The organism is Janthinobacterium sp. ROICE36, assembly GCF_002869965.1.
GTDB lineage: Bacteria > Pseudomonadota > Gammaproteobacteria > Burkholderiales > Burkholderiaceae_D > Janthinobacterium.
This window is the reverse complement of sequence record NZ_PEBS01000039.1, coordinates 37,512-54,877: the sequence shown is the minus strand read 5'-3', so window position 1 is coordinate 54,877 and position 17,366 is coordinate 37,512. Positions and strand designations below refer to the sequence as shown.

Sequence of the window (17,366 nt, the reverse complement as noted above, 5' to 3'; positions counted from 1 at the left end):
CGCAAAACTTCTGCGTTATTCGCTCCTGCCTCGACACGCTACGGAAACAAGGCCATGGCATGCTCGCCGTCTTGCAACGCGCCTTCGCTGGAAACCCGATTCAGCCAGCCCCCGGCTGAACAGTTACCATTCTGTTTGGCCTCGCCCTGCTGGGCGGCGGCATCTGGCTGGCCACGCTCGGCGGCTCCTGGTACTACTTGCTGGCCGGCATAGGCATGCTGGTTGCCGGCGCACTGGTGTTCCAGGGCAAGCGCAGTGCGCAACCGTGCATGGCGCTGCTGTTGCTCGCCACCCTCATCTGGTCTGTCGTTGAAGTGAAATTCGACTGGTGGCAATTGCTGCCGCGCCTGGACATCTGGTTTGCCGCCGCCGTCTGGCTGCTGCTGCCCTTCGTCAGCCGCCGCCTGGCGCCACCTGCCGCCGGGAAACAGCCGCAAGCGGGCAAGACGGCCTTGAGCGCTGCCGTGGCCCTGACCGTCATCGCCGGCGTCATCGCCCTGTTCCAGGACTACCATGACCTGCATGGCGACGTGCCTGCCGAAAACATGGCGGCCACCGCCACCGGCGACCTGGCGCCCGGCGTCGAGCACAATGACTGGTCCGCGTATGGCCGCTCCGGCTATGGCGACCGTTACGCCCCCGCCGCGCAGATCACGCCGGCCAATATTTCTGGCTTGAAAGAAGCCTGGACCTACCACACGGGCGACTTCAAGGGGCCGAACGACCCGGGCGAGATCGCCAACGAAGTCACGCCGTTGAAGGTCAATGACATGCTGTATCTGTGCACGCCGCACAATATCGTCATCGCCCTGAACCCGGACACGGGCAAGGAGCTCTGGCGCCACGATCCGAAGATCAACCGCGACGCGGCCAGCTACCAGCACATGATCTGCCGTGGCGTGGCCTACTGGGACGTCAACGCGGGGCGCGCCAAGAACAACCCTGCACCGCAGGCGGCCACAATGGAATGCCCGCGCCGCATCCTGGCGCCGACCATGGATGGCACCATGATCGCCGTGAATGCCGATACGGGCGAGTCGTGCAAGAGCTTCGGCCACAACGGCGTCGTCAACCTGTATAAAAACATGGCCATGATCAAGCGCGGTTTCCTGATGCACACTTCGCCGCCGGCCGTGGCGCAAAACGTGGCCGTGATCGCCGCCAGCGTGACGGACAACCATTCGACGGAAGAGCCGTCGGGCGTGATCCGCGGCTACGATACCGTCACGGGCAAGTTGCTGTGGAACTGGGACCCGGCCACGCCGGACGATACCAAACCCTTCCCCGAAGGCAAGCACTACACCAACAATTCGCCCAATTCCTGGGGCGTGGCCAGCATCGATGAAAAGCTGGGCATGGTGTACATTCCGATGGGCAATGAAACCCCCGATACCTGGGGCGGCAAGCGCAACAAGAATGGCGAGAAATTCAACAGCGCCATCGTCGCGCTGGACCTGGCAACGGGTAAAGTGCGCTGGGTCTACCAGACCGTGCACCATGACATCTGGGACATGGACATCGGCGGCCAGCCGTCGCTGGTCGACATCGACACGCCGAAAGGCAAAGTCCCCTCCGTGGTAGCCACGACGAAACGCGGTGATATCTACGTGATCGACCGCCGCGATGGCAGCCTGGTCGTGCCGGCGCCGGAAAAACCCGTGCCGACGAGCAATCCTGCCGCTGGCGACACCTTGTCGCCCACGCAGCCCTTCTCGGCCCTGACGTTCTTGCCAGAACGCAATATCAGCGAAGCGGACATGTGGGGCACCACGCCGTTTGACCAGCTCGCTTGCCGCATCATCTTCAAGGAACGCCGCTATGAAGGCCCGTTCACGCCGCAAACGGCCGGCAAGGGCGCCGTCATCTCGCCGGGCCCGCTGGGCATCTTCGAATGGGGTGGCGCGGCCATCGACCCCGTGCGCCAATTGCTGATCGTCAACCCTGACTACATGGGTTTCCTGGAAAAACTCGTGCCGCGCGCGGAAACGACGGCCAAGGGCGGCACGGGCGGCGAAATGGGCTTGCAACCGCAGACGGGCGTACCGTTCGCCGTGGAAATCAAGGCCTTTTTGTCACCACAGGGCTTCCCATGCCAGGCACCGCCGTGGGGCTATGTAGCCGCCGTCGACCTGCGCACCATGAAAAAAGTATGGATGCACAAGAATGGCACCACGCGCGACAGCGGTCCCGTGCCGATTCCATTGCCACTGGGCGTGCCCAGCCTGGGCGGCATGGTCACCACGGGTGGCGGCGTGACCTTCCTCAGCAGCACGCTCGACTACTACATCCGCGCCTACGATGTCAGCAACGGCAAGGTCATCTGGAAAGCCCGTTTGCCAGCCGGCGGCCAGGCTACGCCGATGAGCTATGTGTCGAACAAGTCGGGACGCCAGTTCGTCGTCGTCATGGCCGGCGGCCACGGTTCGCTGGGCACCAAGATGAGCGACACACTGGTCGCGTATGCCTTGCCCGAAGGTACTGCGGTAACGAAGAAGTAAAGCTCGAAGAAGTAAGTTAGCAAGGTAGTAGCGCACAAAAAAAGCCGTTCAGTCTGCACTGAACGGCTTTTTTACGTCTGCGAGTCGCTTACAGGATGGTGGCCAAGGCGCACTGCCGGTAATGCGCGGAGGCCTGTTCCGTTTGTTGCAAGGCATCGTGCATCTGCGCCAGCTTCAGGTGGGCGTCGCGCACCATTTGCGGCTCGTGCGCGTCGGACAAAGCCTGCTCCAGGTGGCGCTGGGCCTTGCCCCACAGTTTTTGCTTGAGACACAGGGTGCCCAGGGTCAGCGCCAGTTCCGCATCCAGCGGACGCTGTTTCATCCATTGCTCGCAATGCTCGATCTGCAGCAGCAGGGCCGGCGTGCCGGCGGGCGCCGCCGCTTCGCGGTAGGCGCGCACGACGCGCTCGTCCCAATCGGCGGCCAGCGACTCTTCGCACACGAGGCGCGCTTCGTCATGCAAGCCGCGCGCGTTAAGGGCCGTGGCGGCGCGGCAGGCGATGTACGGCTTGACACGGTCCGCGCTGGGCACGGTGGACCACACGCGCATCAGCGATTCGGCGTCATGCGAAGAATCGGACAGCAAATGGTCGTAGGCCAGTTCGCGCAGGCGCGACGACAGGGCCGGATGCAGGGCGCGGTGCTTGTCGAGCGAACGCACGAGGCGCAGCACTTCCGGCCAATTCTTCGCCTGCTGCTCGGCCTTCAACGACCATTGCAGCGCATGGAGATGGCGCGTGCCGCTGGCATTGAGTTCGCGCACGGCGGCCAGCGCCGCTTCCGGCTGGTGGTCGTCGACCAGCAATTCCGTCACCGTCATCAAACGGGCCGTCTTCAGGCTGGCATCGCCTTCGACGCGGGCCAGCCAGCTGTCGCGGCGCTCGGACTGGCGCATGCGGTGCGCGGCGCGCGCGCCGATCAGCGCGGCCAGGCCCGCGTTTTCTTCCAGCTCGGCGGCGCGCAAGGCGGCTTTTTCCGCATGGCCGAAACGCCCTTCGAACAAGGCTTTCAAGGCTTCGCGCAAGCCCTTGTTGCCATCGCGCTCACGCTTGCGCTGGCGGTAGGCCGCCACTTGCGCCGGCATGCGCGCGGTGGCGCGCACGGCGCGCACCAGCAGGTACAGCAGCACGAACAGCACGACCTGCAGCAGCAAGAAGAAGTTCAGCGACAAATCGATGCGGTAAGGCGGATAGAACAGCACCACGTTGCCAGGGTTGAAACGGGCCGTCACGGCGATACCGATCGCCGCGGCCATCAGGGCGAGTAACCAGAGAAATAGACGCATGGGCTCAGGACTTCGCTTTGTAGTTGCGCACAGCCGTCAGGCTGTCGGACAAGGTTGGCATGTCGATGGCCAGGTTGCTGCCCTGCACCTGGCGCAGCAAGGCTTGCGCCGTCTGCGTGCTCTTGGTGCGGGTGTCGAAATACTTGGCCAGCGCATCCTGGGCGGCGATCAGATCATTTCTGAAGGCCGTTTCATTGCGCGACAACAAGGCCATGCGCGCATTGAGCAGGCGCAGCTTGACGTTTTCACGCAAGAAATACGCTTGTGTCGGCGACAACATCAGCGCTTCCGGCGTATCGACACGGCGGATGCGTATCAATTGACGTACGTCGGCCCACATGTCGCCGCTCCAGGTATTGAAGCCGTCGCGCACTGTTTGCAGCAGCGGTTCCGGCGCCGGCGGCCCCACCAGCTTGCCGCTGGCATCATGCACCGGCTTGGCTCCAGACTTGGCCTTGGCCTTGCCCGGCTTTTCCGGCGCGGCCGGCAAGGCCGGCGTTTCGTCGGACAGCATCGGCAAGGCGTCGATCTGCGCGATCACGGCATCGAGGCGCAGGGCCACGCCCGTCGAATCGACGCTGGGCAGGGCCTTGAGTTTTTCCATGTCGCGCCCGATGGCGCGGCGGATGGTGATGAATTGCGGCTTGTCGGAACGCGACAGGCTGCGGTCGGCGTTTTGCAGGGCGATCAGTGCGCCAGGCACGTTGCCGGCCAGTTGCAGCTGCTGGCTGGCCGTCGACAGCACTTGCTCGATTTCCGTCAGCGCCCACTCGTCGCGGTTCTTCGACAAGTCGTTATACAGTTGTTCCAGGGCCAGCTGCTGGCTTTGCGTTTCGCTCTGGCGGTTTTCCAGCGCGCCCACCTTGATTTGCAGCTCTTTCGTGCCGTCTTGCACGTTGCGCGCCAGCACGCCCGTTTCAGCGTTGCTGACATCGCCTTTTTGCAGGCGCTTGGCCACTTCTTCGCGCAGGTTACGGATCTGCTTGCTGGTCGACCAGCTTTGCGCAGCCAGCAGCACGGCCAGCACGATGACGGCGATGCTCATGGGCTTTTGCAGCTGTTCGAGCAGGGTCGGCGCGCGGCCAGCGGGTTGGTCGGCCGCCTGCGGCACCGTCTTCACGGCGCTGCCAGGCGTTGCATTCGGTTCGGAGAGTGTAGGCATTTCGTTCATGGTCGTGATTGTAACGCGGCGAGCACTCCTGCGTCGCCTGATCCTGTCAAGGTGACACGGGCAAAACCCAGAACCGCCGCCGTTTGTGCAATGCGCGCGTGCGGCACGATCAGATGCTGCTGTTGCATTTTCACAACAGTCGTCTTTTCATCCCCCATTTCGCCCAGCAGCGCCAGAAAACCGCGCAGCGCTTCCGAGCTGGTGATGATCCAGTCATTATTATGCTGCAACAGCTTTTCCAGGGTCGCCCGCAAGGCCGGCGTCAGTTCTGGCACCTTGCGGCGGTAGGCCGTGACGAACTCGACTTCGGCGCCGGCGGCGCGCAAGCCGTCGGCCAGGTAGTCGCGTCCGCCATCACCGCGCACGATCAGCACGCGCTTGCCGCGCAGGGCCGGCAAGTCCAGTGCCAGCAACAGATGTTCGGAATCGCTGCGCGCCGTATCGAGTGGACTGGTGATGCTGGCGTTGGCGTCCGTCACGCCGTGCGCCCCCAATGCCAGGCGGCTGCCCTCGCCCACCACGGCCAGCGGCAGGCCGGACGGCCAGGCGGACAAGTGCGCAAAGACGCAGTCGATGGCGTTGGGCGAGACGAAGGCCACCAGGTCATACTCCGCCAGGCGCGCCAGCACGGCTTGCAACTGCGCGCATTCCTCTTCGCCATCGAGCGCGTGGATTTCCAGCAGCGGCAGCAAGGTCACGGGCCAGCCCAGCGCCGCAACTCTGGCAGCCAGCGGCCCCGCTTGCGCTGCAGGCCGCGTGATCACCACGGTATCAGGCATGCGGTGCCAGGCCTTCATGCTTGTCGGGCGTGACGGCACACGAGGCGAGGATGCCGGCGGCGTCCTGGCCGCGCAGCAATTCAGCCACTCGCTCGCCCAGCAGTTCCGGCGCGCCAGACGGGCCACTGACATCGGCGCTGGCCATGCGCGCGCCGTCCGGCGTGGCAACCATGGCGCGCAAACGCATCTGTTCGCCCTCGATGGTGGCAAACGCGGCCAGCGGAATCTGGCAACTGCCGCCGAAAATCTTCGACACCTTGCGCTCGGCCGTGACGGCTTGCGCCGTATCAGTATGGTTCAGCGGCGCCAGCAGGCGCAGCAGATCGGCGCCGTCAACGCGCCCGCTGCGGATCTCGATCGCCATGGCGCCCTGGCCGGCGGCCGGCAAGCTGTCTTCCGGCGCCAGCACGGCGCGGATGCGCGACGCCAGGCCCAGGCGCTTCAGACCGGCGGCAGCGAGGATGATGGCGGCGTAGTCGCCACGGTCCAGCTTGCCCAAACGCGTATCGAGATTGCCGCGCAGTGGCAAAATCGTCAGGTGCGGATAGCGCGCGGCGATCAGCGACTGGCGGCGCAGGCTGCTGGTGCCGACCACGGCGCCGTGCGGCAACTCGGCCAGGCTGGCGTAATCGTTCGACACAAACGCATCGCGCGGGTCTTCGCGCTCGAGGATGGCGGCCAGGACAAAGCCTTCTGGCAACTCCATCGGCACGTCTTTCAGCGAATGCACGGCCAGGTCGGCGCGGCCTTCTTCCATCGCCACTTCCAGCTCCTTGACGAACAGGCCCTTGCCGCCTACCTTGGACAGGGCGCGGTCCAGAATCTGGTCGCCGCGTGTGGTCATGCCGAGAATTTCAACGCTACACTGTGGATACAGGGCGGCCAGGCGCGCACGCACATGTTCAGCTTGCCACATGGCAAGACGGCTCTCGCGCGTGGCAATCACCAGGCGGGAAGGAATATTCGGGGTCAATTCGGATGCTTTCAAAACAAGTTCTTTCGCTGTGGCTGTCGTTGTCGTTGCCAATTCGCCCCTCCGATATCAATTTGTATCGGGTGGCGCCCGGCCTCGCTATAATCGTTATCCCTTAGCCTAGAAGGCCAAGTCAGGCTAGCGTCCATGTTGAAGACCACAAATTTTATCATGCGCCTCCTCCCCTCTGCGGCCAAACGCCCGGTGCGATCCACATTCCCTTGCTTTTACACTTACTTTGGTTCTTTATTATGCTCAATGACGCAGTAGCACCAGAAATAGTTCCAGCGGCCGCCTCCGACAAGGATGCGCCGCTGAAAGAAGACATCCGCCTGCTGGGCCGCCTGCTGGGCGACGTGCTGCGCGAACAGGAAGGCGACGCCGTCTTCCATGTGGTGGAAACCATACGCCAGACGTCCGTGCGCTTCCGCCGCGAAGCGGACGCAGGTGCCGCGCTGGAACTGGACGCCATGCTCAAGGAGCTGAGCCGCGAACAGACGATTTCCGTGGTGCGCGCCTTTTCCTATTTTTCGCACCTGGCCAACATTGCGGAAGATCAACACCACATCCGCCGCCGCCGCGCCCACCTGCTAGCCGGCTCGCCAGCGCAAAAGGGCAGCGTCAGCTTCGCGCTGAAAAAACTGCGCGCCGCCGGCGTGCCCCGCAAGACCGTCGACACTTTCTTCCAGGATGCACTGATCGCCCCCGTGCTGACGGCCCACCCGACGGAAGTGCAGCGCAAGAGCATACTCGACGCCGAGCACGACATCGCCCGACTGCTGGCCGAGCGCGACCTGCCGCAGACGCCGAAAGAGCGGCAAGCCAATATGCAGCTGCTGCGCTCGCGCGTGGCCACGCTGTGGCAGACGCGCATGCTGCGCTACTCGAAGCTGACGGTGGCCGACGAGATCGAAAACGCCCTGTCCTACTACCGCATCACCTTCCTGCGCGAACTGCCTGGCCTGTATGACGACATCGAGGACGATATCGCCGCCGAATATCCGAACGGCGACGGCACCATCGAAGCCATCAACGCCGCCTTTGTACAGATGGGCAGCTGGATCGGCGGCGACCGCGACGGCAACCCGAACGTCAACGCGGGCACCATGCAGCATGCGCTGGCGCGCCACGCCACCACCATCCTCGACTTTTACCTCGACGAAGTGCACGCGTTGGGTGCGGAATTGTCCGTCTCGACCCTGATGGTGGGCGTCAGCAGCGAACTGCAGGCGCTGGCCGACCAGTCGCCGGACGCCTCGCCGCACCGCAGCGACGAACCGTACCGCCGCGCCCTGATCGGCATCTATGCGCGCCTGGCCGCCACGGCCCGCGCGCTGGGCGCCACCAACATCCTGCGCAAGGAAGTGGGGCCGGCCGCCGCCTATCCGGACGCGGCCGCGTTTGTCGCCGACTTGCGCACCATCGTCGCCTCGCTCGAATCGCACCACGGCGCGGCCCTCGTGCGTCCGCGCCTGGCCACCCTGGCGCGCGCAGCCGACATCTTCGGCTTCCACCTGGCATCGCTGGACATGCGCCAGACGTCCGACGTGCACGAAAGAGTGCTGGCCGACCTGTTCGCGCAAAGCGGCGTGGCCGCCGATTACACCTCCCTGTCCGAGGAAGACAAGCAGGCACTGCTGCTGAGCGAACTGGCCCAGCCACGTTTGCTGTACTCGCCCTACATCGCCTACGCCACGGAAACGGATTCCGAGCTGGCGATCCTGCGCGCGGCGCGCGACATCCGCCAGCGCTACGGCGCGCGGGCCATCCGCAACTACATTATTTCGCACACGGAAACCGTCTCCGACTTGCTGGAAGTGTTGCTGCTGCAAAAGGAAACGGGCTTGCTGCGCACCGACTGGAAGGCGGCAGACGACGGCGAGAGCACGTGCGAGCTGATGGTCATCCCCCTGTTCGAGACGATCCCCGACCTGCAGCGCGCGGCCGGCATCATGAGCCAGGTCATGGCCTTGCCGTTGGTCAAGCAATTGATCGCCAAGCAAGGGCAGTTGCAGGAAGTCATGCTCGGCTATTCCGACTCAAACAAGGATGGCGGCTTCCTGACCTCGAACTGGGAACTGTACAAGGCGGAACTGGCGCTGGTCGCCGACTTCCAGAAGGCCGGCGTCAAGCTGCGCCTGTTCCACGGCCGTGGCGGCACGGTGGGCCGTGGCGGCGGACCCAGCTACGAAGCCATCCTGGCCCAGCCGCCGGGCACCGTCAACGGCCAGATCCGCCTGACGGAACAGGGCGAGATCATCGCCTCGAAGTTTTCCAACGCGGAAATCGGCCGGCGCAACCTGGAATTGCTGGTGGCCGCCACCCTGGAAGCGAGCCTGGCGCCACAGGCGGCCAATCCCGCGCACGCGAGCCAGCTGGCGCAATTCGAAATCGTGATGGCGCAGCTGTCGGACCTGGCCTACCACGCCTACCGCCACCTCGTGTATGAAACGCCGGGATTTACGGAGTATTTCTTCTCGGCCACGCCGATTGCGGAAATCGCCGAACTGAACCTCGGTTCGCGCCCCGCCTCGCGCAAGGCCAACCAGCGCATCGAAGACTTGCGCGCCATTCCCTGGGGCTTTTCCTGGGGCCAGTGCCGCTTGCTGCTGCCGGGCTGGTTCGGCTTCGGCAGCGCCATCGATGCCTGGATCAACGATGGCGCGGGCGCCGCGAAAGATGACAAGATCGCCACCCTGCGCGCCATGTACGCCGAATGGCCCTTGTTTGCCACCTTGCTGTCGAACATGGACATGGTGCTGGCCAAGACGGACCTGGCGATTGCCTCGCGTTATGCGGAACTGGTGGCAGACCATGACTTGCGCGAACGCATCTACAAGCGCATCACTGACGAGCATGGCAACACCCTGCGCTGCCTGGAGCTCATCACCGGCAACTCCGAGCGCCTGGCGGGCAATCCGCTGCTGGCCCGCTCGATCCAGAACCGCTTCGCCTATCTCGATCCGCTGAACCACTTGCAGGTGGAATTGATCAAGCGCAACCGCGCCCTGTCGGCGGAAAGCAAAATCGACGAAAGGGTCCACCGCGGCATCCAGCTGTCGATCAACGGCGTGGCGGCGGGCCTGCGCAACACGGGCTGATCGCGCCAGGCTGCCATCGGCAGACAGGGGCCGGCACCGCAAGGGCCGGCCCTTTTGCTTGCCCAATGGTAAAATATTCTCAATAAAACAACAATTTCTATTACACTAGCGTCGGATTCCTTACCCACTCCGGCCCATGCGCACCGCAGCGGCCAACCATGACGCCAGGGACGCGGATGAGCAAATGGTCGATTGAAACGCTGAGTGCGGCATGCGCCGCACTGATCCTGATCATGCTGGGCTGGCTGGCAGGCGCAGCCTGGCCGGAGCTCGACTTCTGGGAGCATGCCTGGCTGGCCCTGCTGCTGCTGGCCGCCGCCGGCGCGACCCTCTGGCTGATGCGCAAGCTGCGCGCCCACCTCGCCTTGACGCCCGCGCAGCTGGACGCCAGCCTCCTGCGCTACCAACACCTGAGCGTAACGGCGCAGGACGGCATGTGGCAAACGGATGCGCACGGCCGCATCCTGTACGTCAACCAGCGCCTGTGCGACATGCTGGGCATCCCCGCCGGGCAACTGCTGCACCACTCCATGGAGGAATTCCACGACGAGGCCACCTTGCTGCGCCTGTGTCCGCTGCGCCAGACGGCGACCGATAGCTGCATGGGCGAACTGCAGTACCGGCACGGCGACGGCACGCAGCGCTGGGCGATGATCAGCGGACGCCGACTGTACGACCGGCGCGGCGCCCTGACGGGCGCGCTGGTCATGGCCAGCGACATCACCGAACACAAGCGTGCCGAACACGCGTTGAGCCTGGCCCATGCGGAGCTGGAAAACCGCGTGGCCCTGCGCACGGCCCAGTTGCTCGATGTCAATATCCAGCTGTCTGCGGAAGTCGCCATGCGCGCACAAACGGAAGCGGCCCTGGCGCGCAGCGAAGAGCGGCTGCAGGACATCATTTCCATGATGCCGCTGTCGCTGCACCTGAAAGATGCCGATTCGCGCATCGTGCTGATGAACCAGGCCTGCGAACAGCAATGGGGCATGCGCCAGCAAGACATCACCGAGGGGCGCGACCTGCAACAATTCCCGGAGGAACAGAACGCGGGTTTCCACGCGACGGACCAGCAAGCGTTTGCCAGCCGCAAGGTGGTGATACACGAAGAACTGGTATGGAACGCGCAGTTGCAGGAAAATCGTTTGTTGCAGACGCACAAGAAACCCGTGTTTGACGCCGACGGCCGGCCGCAGATGATCATCGCCATGGCCGTCGACATCACCGATAGCAAGCGCAACGAGGAAAACCTGCAGCGCACTCTGGCCCAGTTGCGCGAACTGACCGACCATCAGCAGACCATCAAGGAAGAGGAAAGGCGACGCATCGCGCTCGACATTCATGACGACCTGGGCCAGAACCTGATGGTGCTGCGCATCGACGTGTCGCTGCTGCACGCGCGCACGGCCAACACCCACCCGCGCCTGCACCGTCATGCGCAGCGCGTGCTCGACACCATCGACGCCACCATCCGCTCGGTGCGCACCATCATCAACGACTTGCATCCCAGCACTCTGGAATTGGGACTGGGCCCGGCCGCCGAATGGCTGATCCGCCAGATGGAGGGCCGCGGTGCCATCCGCTACCGGCTCACGCTCGACAGCAAGGTGCCCGACCTGGGCCTGGACCAGCGCCAGACGTCGGCCATTTTCCGCGTGCTGCAGGAATCGCTGTCGAACATCGTGCGCCACGCCCAGGCCAGCGAAGTGGAAGTGGCGCTGGTGCAAGATACGGACGCCATCGTGCTGCGCATCAGCGACAACGGCATCGGCATGCAGCCGGGCGACCACGGCAAGCGGGCCGCCTTCGGCCTGAAAAGCATACGCGAACGTGTCCATGCACTGGGCGGGGAACTGCGCATCGACAGCCAGGCGGGCCGGGGCACGGCGCTGGCCATCCATCTGCCGCAACAGGCAGGCAAGCACGATGTTGATCATGCCAAAACACAAAAATTAGCAAAAATAGTAGCAAATTGAGTATGCATTTGTGACATAAAAAAGTATAGTAAGCTTTTTTCTTTGAGGAAACTATCATGCCGCCACGGTTCGCCTGCTTCCCCGCCCCACTGCTCGGCCTGCTCCTGCTGGCCGCCATCCCCGGCGCCAGCGCCACCATGTATGCCGAACGCGGCTTTGGTGAAAGGGATGGCAATGGCAGCATCGCGTCCGACCTGAACCCGGCCGGCCTGGTGGCCGGCATCATCATGGAAGAAGAAGGACGGCGCCGCGCCGTGACGTATCAGCATGGCCGCATCCGCGAACTGGGCACCCTGGGTGGCAATGAAGGTTTCACCAAGGCCATCAATACCCATGGCGTGGTGGTGGGCTCGGCACAGACGCCCAGCGGCGCCTGGCATGCATTCCGCTTTGAAGAAGCGGGCGGCATGCGCGACCTGGGCACCCTGGGTGGCACCAGCAGCTATGCCACGGCCATCACGCGCGACGGCTCGATTGCCGGCTATGCCGACACCAGCAGTGGCGATTTCCACGCCTTTGTCACGAAAGCCGACCACAGCCTGCAGGACCTGGGTACCCTGGGCGGCGCCAGCAGCTATGCGAGCGGCCTGAACACACATGGCGTGGTGGTGGGCACGGCGCAGCGCGGCGACGGCTACCGCCGCGCCTTCGTCTACCGCCCCGGCACGGGCATGCAGGAAATCGGCACCCTGCCCGGCGGACGCATCAGTTCAGCCACCGCCATCAATGACGCAGGCTTGATCGTGGGCGCCTCGGAAACACAGAAGCGCCGCTGGCACGCCTTTGCCTGGGATGGCAAGCGCATGCTCGACCTGGGCGCCCTGATCGGCCAGGGCGACAGCTATGCCACGGCAGTCAACGCGGCCGGACACGTCGTCGGCAGCGTCAGCATCAAAGGCTTTGAACCGATGACCTTTGTCTACAAGGAAGGTGTGATGACGGTGCGCCGCCGCGACGACGGCCTGTATCTGACCAACAAGATCACGGACGCGGGCCTGGTGGTGGGCGCCATCTACACGGGGCATAAATTCCAGGCCTTCGCCGTACCGTCGCAAGCGGCTCCCGTACCGCACCGCAGCAATCCATTGGACTGGCTGCTCATCACCATCCTTATCTCCGCCAGCGGCGTGGTGCTGTACAAATTGCAGCGCAACTATCGCATGGGGCTGCTGGGTGCGCGCACGCGTTTTATGTAGGCAAGGCATGCTACAGGCGTAAAAAAGAGGCTTGCGCCTCTTTTTTGTTACTGCTTAATTCTGCGTCAAGAACGTTTTTAATTTATCCGAACGCGAAGGCTGGCGCAGCTTGCTCATGGCTTTCGCTTCGATCTGGCGGATGCGCTCGCGCGTCACGTCGAACTGCTTGCCCACTTCTTCCAGCGTGTGGTCGTTCGACATTTCCACGCCGTAACGCATGCGCAGCACTTTCGCTTCGCGCGGCGTCAGCGAATCGAGCACTTCCTTGATCACGTTGCGCATCGACGCATGCAGGGCGGCGTCCAGCGGCGCCAGGGTGGTGTTGTCTTCGATGAAGTCGCCCAGTTGCGAATCGCCATCTTCGCCCATCGGCGTTTCCATGGAAATCGGTTCCTTGGCGATCTTCATGATCTCGCGCACCTTGTTTTCCGGCATTTCCATCTTCACGGCCAAGGTCGCCAGGTCCGGTTCGCTGCCCGTTTCCTGCATGATCTGGCGCGAGATGCGGTTCATCTTGTTGATCGTTTCGATCATGTGCACCGGCACGCGAATGGTGCGGGCCATGTCGGCGATCGAACGCGTGATGGCCTGGCGTATCCACCAGGTGGCGTAGGTCGAGAACTTGTAGCCGCGGCGGTATTCGAATTTATCGACAGCCTTCAGCAAGCCGATGTTGCCTTCCTGGATCAGATCGAGGAATTGCAAGCCGCGGTTGATGTATTTCTTGGCGATCGAAATGACCAGACGCAAGTTGGCGACCGTCATTTCGCGTTTCGCGTGACGCGCGCGCTTTTCGCCGGCAGCCATCTGCTTGTTGATCTTGCGCAAGTCGGCCAGTGGCAAGGCCACGCGCGCTTGCAGGTCGATCATCTTCTTTTGCAGTTCCTTGACGGCAGGCACGTTGCGGCTGAGGATGGCGCTGTACGGATACTTGCAATCGACTTCGCGGTCGACCCATTCCAGGTCGCATTCATTGCCCGGGAACACCTTGATGAAGTGGGCGCGCGGCATGCCGCATTTGTTCACGCACAGCTCCAGCACGGCGCGCTCGATATGGCGCACTTCTTCCATCTGGCCGCGCAGGGTGTCGCACAGCTTTTCCACGACCTTGGCCGTGAAGCGGATGCCCAGCAATTCCTGCGAGATGGCGTCCTGGGCCTTGATGTAGACTTTCGAGTTGTAGCCCTCGGGCGCCTTGCGCATCTTGTCGTATTGCATCGAAATGACGTTGAACTTCTCCAGCGCATTCTTTTTCAACTGGGCCAATTGCTCGCTGGAGAAACCGGCCGCGCCGCCATTGGCGTCGCCATCTTCTTCCTCGGCTTCTTCTTCCTCGTCCTCGTCGTCACCGCTGGCGGCGGCGGGCGCGGGGGCAGCGGCAGGCGCCGGGGCGTTGCTTTCGTTCAAGTCGACAAAGCCGTCGACCACTTCATCGACCTTGATTTCGTCGCGCGCGATTTTTTGCGACAGGGCAACGATTTCGCCGATGGTGGTGGGGCAGGCGGAAATCGCCTGGATCATGTCTTTCAGGCCGCCTTCGATGCGCTTGGCGATCTCGATTTCGCCTTCGCGCGTCAGCAGCGCCACGGCGCCCATTTCACGCATGTACATGCGCACGGGGTCGGTGGTGCGGCCGAAGTCGGAGTCGACGGTCGACAGGGCGGTAGCGGCAGCCGCTTCCACTTCATCGTCGCTGGTGACGGTGGCGACGTTGTCGGTCAACAACAAGCTTTCCGCGTCAGGGGCGCGCTCGTAGACGGCGATGCCCATGTCGTTGAAGGTGGCGATGATGCCTTCGATGGCTTCCGGATCGATGATGTTTTCCGGCAATTGGTCATTGATCTCGGCATAGGTAAGGAAACCGCGTTCCTTGCCCATATTGATCAAGCCCGTAATCTGCTTGCGGCGGCGTTCCAGGTCCGCTGCCGAGGCTTCCGGATCACCCAATGCATCCGCCAGGCCGCCCTTGGCCTTGCGGTCGCGCGCTTTCGACACGGCCTTCAGTTCGGCGCGCTCGACAGCGTTGAGTGCTGCCACTTCATCGTTTTCCGGCGTGAATTCGCTTGGTTTGCGGCCACGGCGGCCCGGCACCTTGACGGTCGGCAGGAAATAGTTCGAGGTATCGATGGCGGCCAGGGCATCGGCGTCCGTGGTCTTGCTGACCACTTGCGCGCCGGTGATGATGGTCACTGGCGCCGCTTCGGGCTTGGCGCGCACGACTTTTGTACGGGCAGCCGTCACTACTTTATTCGTGGCGGCGCTTTCGCTGACCTTGCGCGGCGCGACCGGGGCCTTGGCGCCAGGGGCGATCTTCACGCTTGGCGCCTTGGCCGCTGCAGCGTCGGCGACCTCGGCAACGACTTCGGCCGCCGCTGCGGCAACGGGCGCTTCCCCAGCCGACTCGGCCAGTGGCACGGCAGCGAGGCGCGAACGGCTTTTCTTGACCACGGTGACGACGGTGGGCGCCGTCGTGACCGTGGTTTCCGGATTCGCTTGCGCATTATCGATGAAGTAAGATAAAGTCGTTTTGGGTACCGCAAGTGGCGCCGCAGCTGGGCGTGGCGCCTTGGCGGACAACGTTAAAGTTTTTGGCGTATTCTTCATGAGATATCTCTTAATGCGAGACCAGATGGTGTCGGCGCGAAGTGAATGATTCCACCTAAGCCTGCGAAACCGGACTCGATGGAGCGTATTGTTGCGGCTGCCGTCAAAGGCAGCGGCGCCTGTCTATCGGGGCGCTCAAAGCCCGCGCATCCCGTAACGAGAGCGGCGGGGCCGAAGCCGGATCAGATAAATAAGCGATGTACATTGCGGAATGAAAAAAAGCCCGTACCAGAACGGGCTTGAATCTATTGTTGTTCAGTGAAGACACAGCGGAGAGCAAGATTATGCACGAAGGCCAGTTATCTGGATAATTGATAAGCAAAATATCTGATATCAAAAATATCAATAATGATGGCCCTGCACCGCACTGCTCCTATCCCCTGCACTCCTGAGCCAGACCGTCAAATACGGGGTCCAGTCATCAGCGCAAGCCGACATTATACACATTTCCCGCATTTCGCGCTGCGAGCACTGTAGTACGGCCCCGCTTATCTCCGCGCAAGTTGCCAAAAAAGACAATGCACTTGCCTGTGGCGCGTGCTATGCTCCCCGTTTATAGCCCAACCAATGATGTCGATGACCAGCTCCACGCCAGACCAGCAAGCCACCACTCCTGACACGCCAGTCGATGCAGCCCCAGCGGCGGCACCGGCCGCAGCGACCACGCCGGCACCTGCCGGCCTGACCGCGCGCGCCCTGCTGAAGCAGTTCCAGGAGCAATTCCCGCCATTCCGCGATTGCCTGCCCTTGTCGATCGGTATCGACAAGCAGATCCTGGCACGCCTGCCGGACCTGGACCGCAAGCTGATGCGCACGGCGCTGGGCATCCACACGGGTTCGCTGCGCTACCTGCGCGTGATGGAAAAAGCCAAGATCCGCTACGACCTCGACGGCACGGCCGGCGCGGAAGTGACGCAAACGCACCGCGACCACGCCGCGCAAGTACTGCAGCAGCGCTTCAAGAAGGAAGCCGAGCGCAAGAAAGCCGAGCGCGATGCGGCGGCCGCCGAAGAAGCGAGCCGTTTGCGCCTGGAAAAACTGAATCAGCTGACCGCGAAATTCTCGCGCAAAGGTTGATCCGGTTTCATGGACACCGCTGCCGCACCGCCACTGCCCCCCTATCAAGGCATTGCACTCGAGCATGTCAGGCTGGTACGCACCAGTGACGAAGCCAGGGCAGCCATGGCCGCCCTGCTGGCAGCGGACGCCATCGGCTTCGATACGGAATCGAAGCCGACGTTCGTCAAGGGCGAGTCCTCCACGGGGCCGCACCTGATCCAGCTGGCCACCGACGACATCGCCTATCTGTTCCAGGTGGGCGCCACGCCGCCCCTGGCCGAACTGAAAGCCATCCTCGAATCGACCACCACCCTGAAGGTGGGTTTTGGCCTGTCCGACGACGTCAAGCGCCTGAGTAACAAGCTGGGCATTGTTCCAGCGCACGTGCTGGACCTGTCCGTGGCCCTGCGCGGCGGCCAGCGCAACGACCTGGGTGCGAAGACGGCCGTGGCCAAGTTCTTCGGCCTGCACCTGCAGAAATCGAAAAAAATCTCCACCACCAACTGGGCCACGTCGCGCCTGACGGAAAAGCAGATCCTGTACGCGGCCGACGATGCGCAAGTGGCCCTGCGCGTGTACCGCCGCTGGATCGTCGACGGCGGCAAGGTAGCGCCGCAAAAAGCGCCGCGCGCCAGCACGCCGCCGGCCATGCCACCCGCACCCGCCTGAGCCGGCGTACCTTGCTGCAATATCGGCCGGAGCAAGTCCGCCGGCATCCGCTGCTCGC

Annotated in this window: 11 protein-coding genes; 6 read left to right on the top strand and 5 right to left on the bottom strand. The window is 63.3% G+C overall.

All coding sequences use genetic code 11. The features are described from left to right. The first annotated feature begins 128 nt into the window (after positions 1–128). Positions 129–2,498, top strand: a complete 2,370-nt coding sequence (locus tag CSZ94_RS16625; protein WP_102122526.1) for a membrane-bound PQQ-dependent dehydrogenase, glucose/quinate/shikimate family — start codon at positions 129–131, stop codon at positions 2,496–2,498. Positions 2,499–2,586: 88 nt separating this feature from the next. On the opposite strand, the gene CSZ94_RS16620 is transcribed toward CSZ94_RS16625, so the two are convergent. Genes CSZ94_RS16620 through hemC form a run of 4 tightly spaced genes read right to left on the bottom strand, consistent with a single transcriptional unit; the run spans position 2,587 to position 6,721 of the window. Further along, positions 2,587–3,783, bottom strand: coding sequence for a heme biosynthesis protein HemY (locus CSZ94_RS16620; RefSeq protein WP_102122525.1), 1,197 nt, complete (start codon positions 3,781–3,783; stop codon positions 2,587–2,589). 4 nt (positions 3,784–3,787) lie between these two features. Further along, positions 3,788–4,954, bottom strand: coding sequence for a uroporphyrinogen-III C-methyltransferase (locus tag CSZ94_RS16615; protein ID WP_102122524.1), 1,167 nt, complete (start codon positions 4,952–4,954; stop codon positions 3,788–3,790). Continuing rightward, the gene (locus tag CSZ94_RS16610; RefSeq protein WP_102122531.1) at positions 4,951–5,733 is read right to left on the bottom strand and encodes a uroporphyrinogen-III synthase; all 783 of its coding nucleotides are present in this window, start codon (positions 5,731–5,733) and stop codon (positions 4,951–4,953) included. Before CSZ94_RS16610 ends, CSZ94_RS16615 begins: the two co-directional genes overlap by 4 nt. Next, positions 5,726–6,721, bottom strand: a complete 996-nt coding sequence (gene hemC / locus CSZ94_RS16605; RefSeq protein ID WP_258001033.1) for a hydroxymethylbilane synthase — start codon at positions 6,719–6,721, stop codon at positions 5,726–5,728. Before hemC ends, CSZ94_RS16610 begins: the two co-directional genes overlap by 8 nt. Before the next feature lie 236 nt (positions 6,722–6,957). Between hemC and ppc the strand changes: the two genes are divergently transcribed. From ppc to CSZ94_RS16590, 3 genes are all read left to right on the top strand, one after another. Further along, positions 6,958–9,807 carry a phosphoenolpyruvate carboxylase gene (gene ppc, locus CSZ94_RS16600; protein WP_102122523.1) on the top strand — a complete coding sequence of 950 codons (2,850 nt, stop codon included), beginning with the start codon at positions 6,958–6,960 and terminating at the stop codon, positions 9,805–9,807. A gap of 176 nt (positions 9,808–9,983) precedes the next feature. Further along, entirely contained in the window at positions 9,984–11,780 is a 1,797-nt protein-coding gene (locus CSZ94_RS16595) for a PAS domain-containing sensor histidine kinase (RefSeq protein ID WP_180977509.1), read from the top strand. Positions 11,781–11,836: 56 nt separating this feature from the next. Continuing rightward, positions 11,837–12,976 carry an HAF repeat-containing protein gene (locus CSZ94_RS16590; protein ID WP_102122521.1) on the top strand — a complete coding sequence of 380 codons (1,140 nt, stop codon included), beginning with the start codon at positions 11,837–11,839 and terminating at the stop codon, positions 12,974–12,976. A 54-nt stretch (positions 12,977–13,030) separates the two neighbouring features. Here the strand turns inward: CSZ94_RS16590 and rpoD are convergent, their stop codons facing one another. Then, complete coding sequence (rpoD, locus tag CSZ94_RS16585) at positions 13,031–15,580, bottom strand: RNA polymerase sigma factor RpoD (RefSeq protein ID WP_102122520.1); 2,550 nt, start codon at positions 15,578–15,580, stop codon at positions 13,031–13,033. Between the two features lie 567 nt (positions 15,581–16,147). Between rpoD and CSZ94_RS16580 the strand changes: the two genes are divergently transcribed. Further along, entirely contained in the window at positions 16,148–16,657 is a 510-nt protein-coding gene (locus CSZ94_RS16580) for a ProQ/FINO family protein (RefSeq protein ID WP_102122519.1), read from the top strand. A 9-nt stretch (positions 16,658–16,666) separates the two neighbouring features. Continuing rightward, positions 16,667–17,308, top strand: coding sequence for a 3'-5' exonuclease (locus CSZ94_RS16575; RefSeq protein WP_102122518.1), 642 nt, complete (start codon positions 16,667–16,669; stop codon positions 17,306–17,308). Positions 17,309–17,366 lie beyond the last annotated feature (58 nt).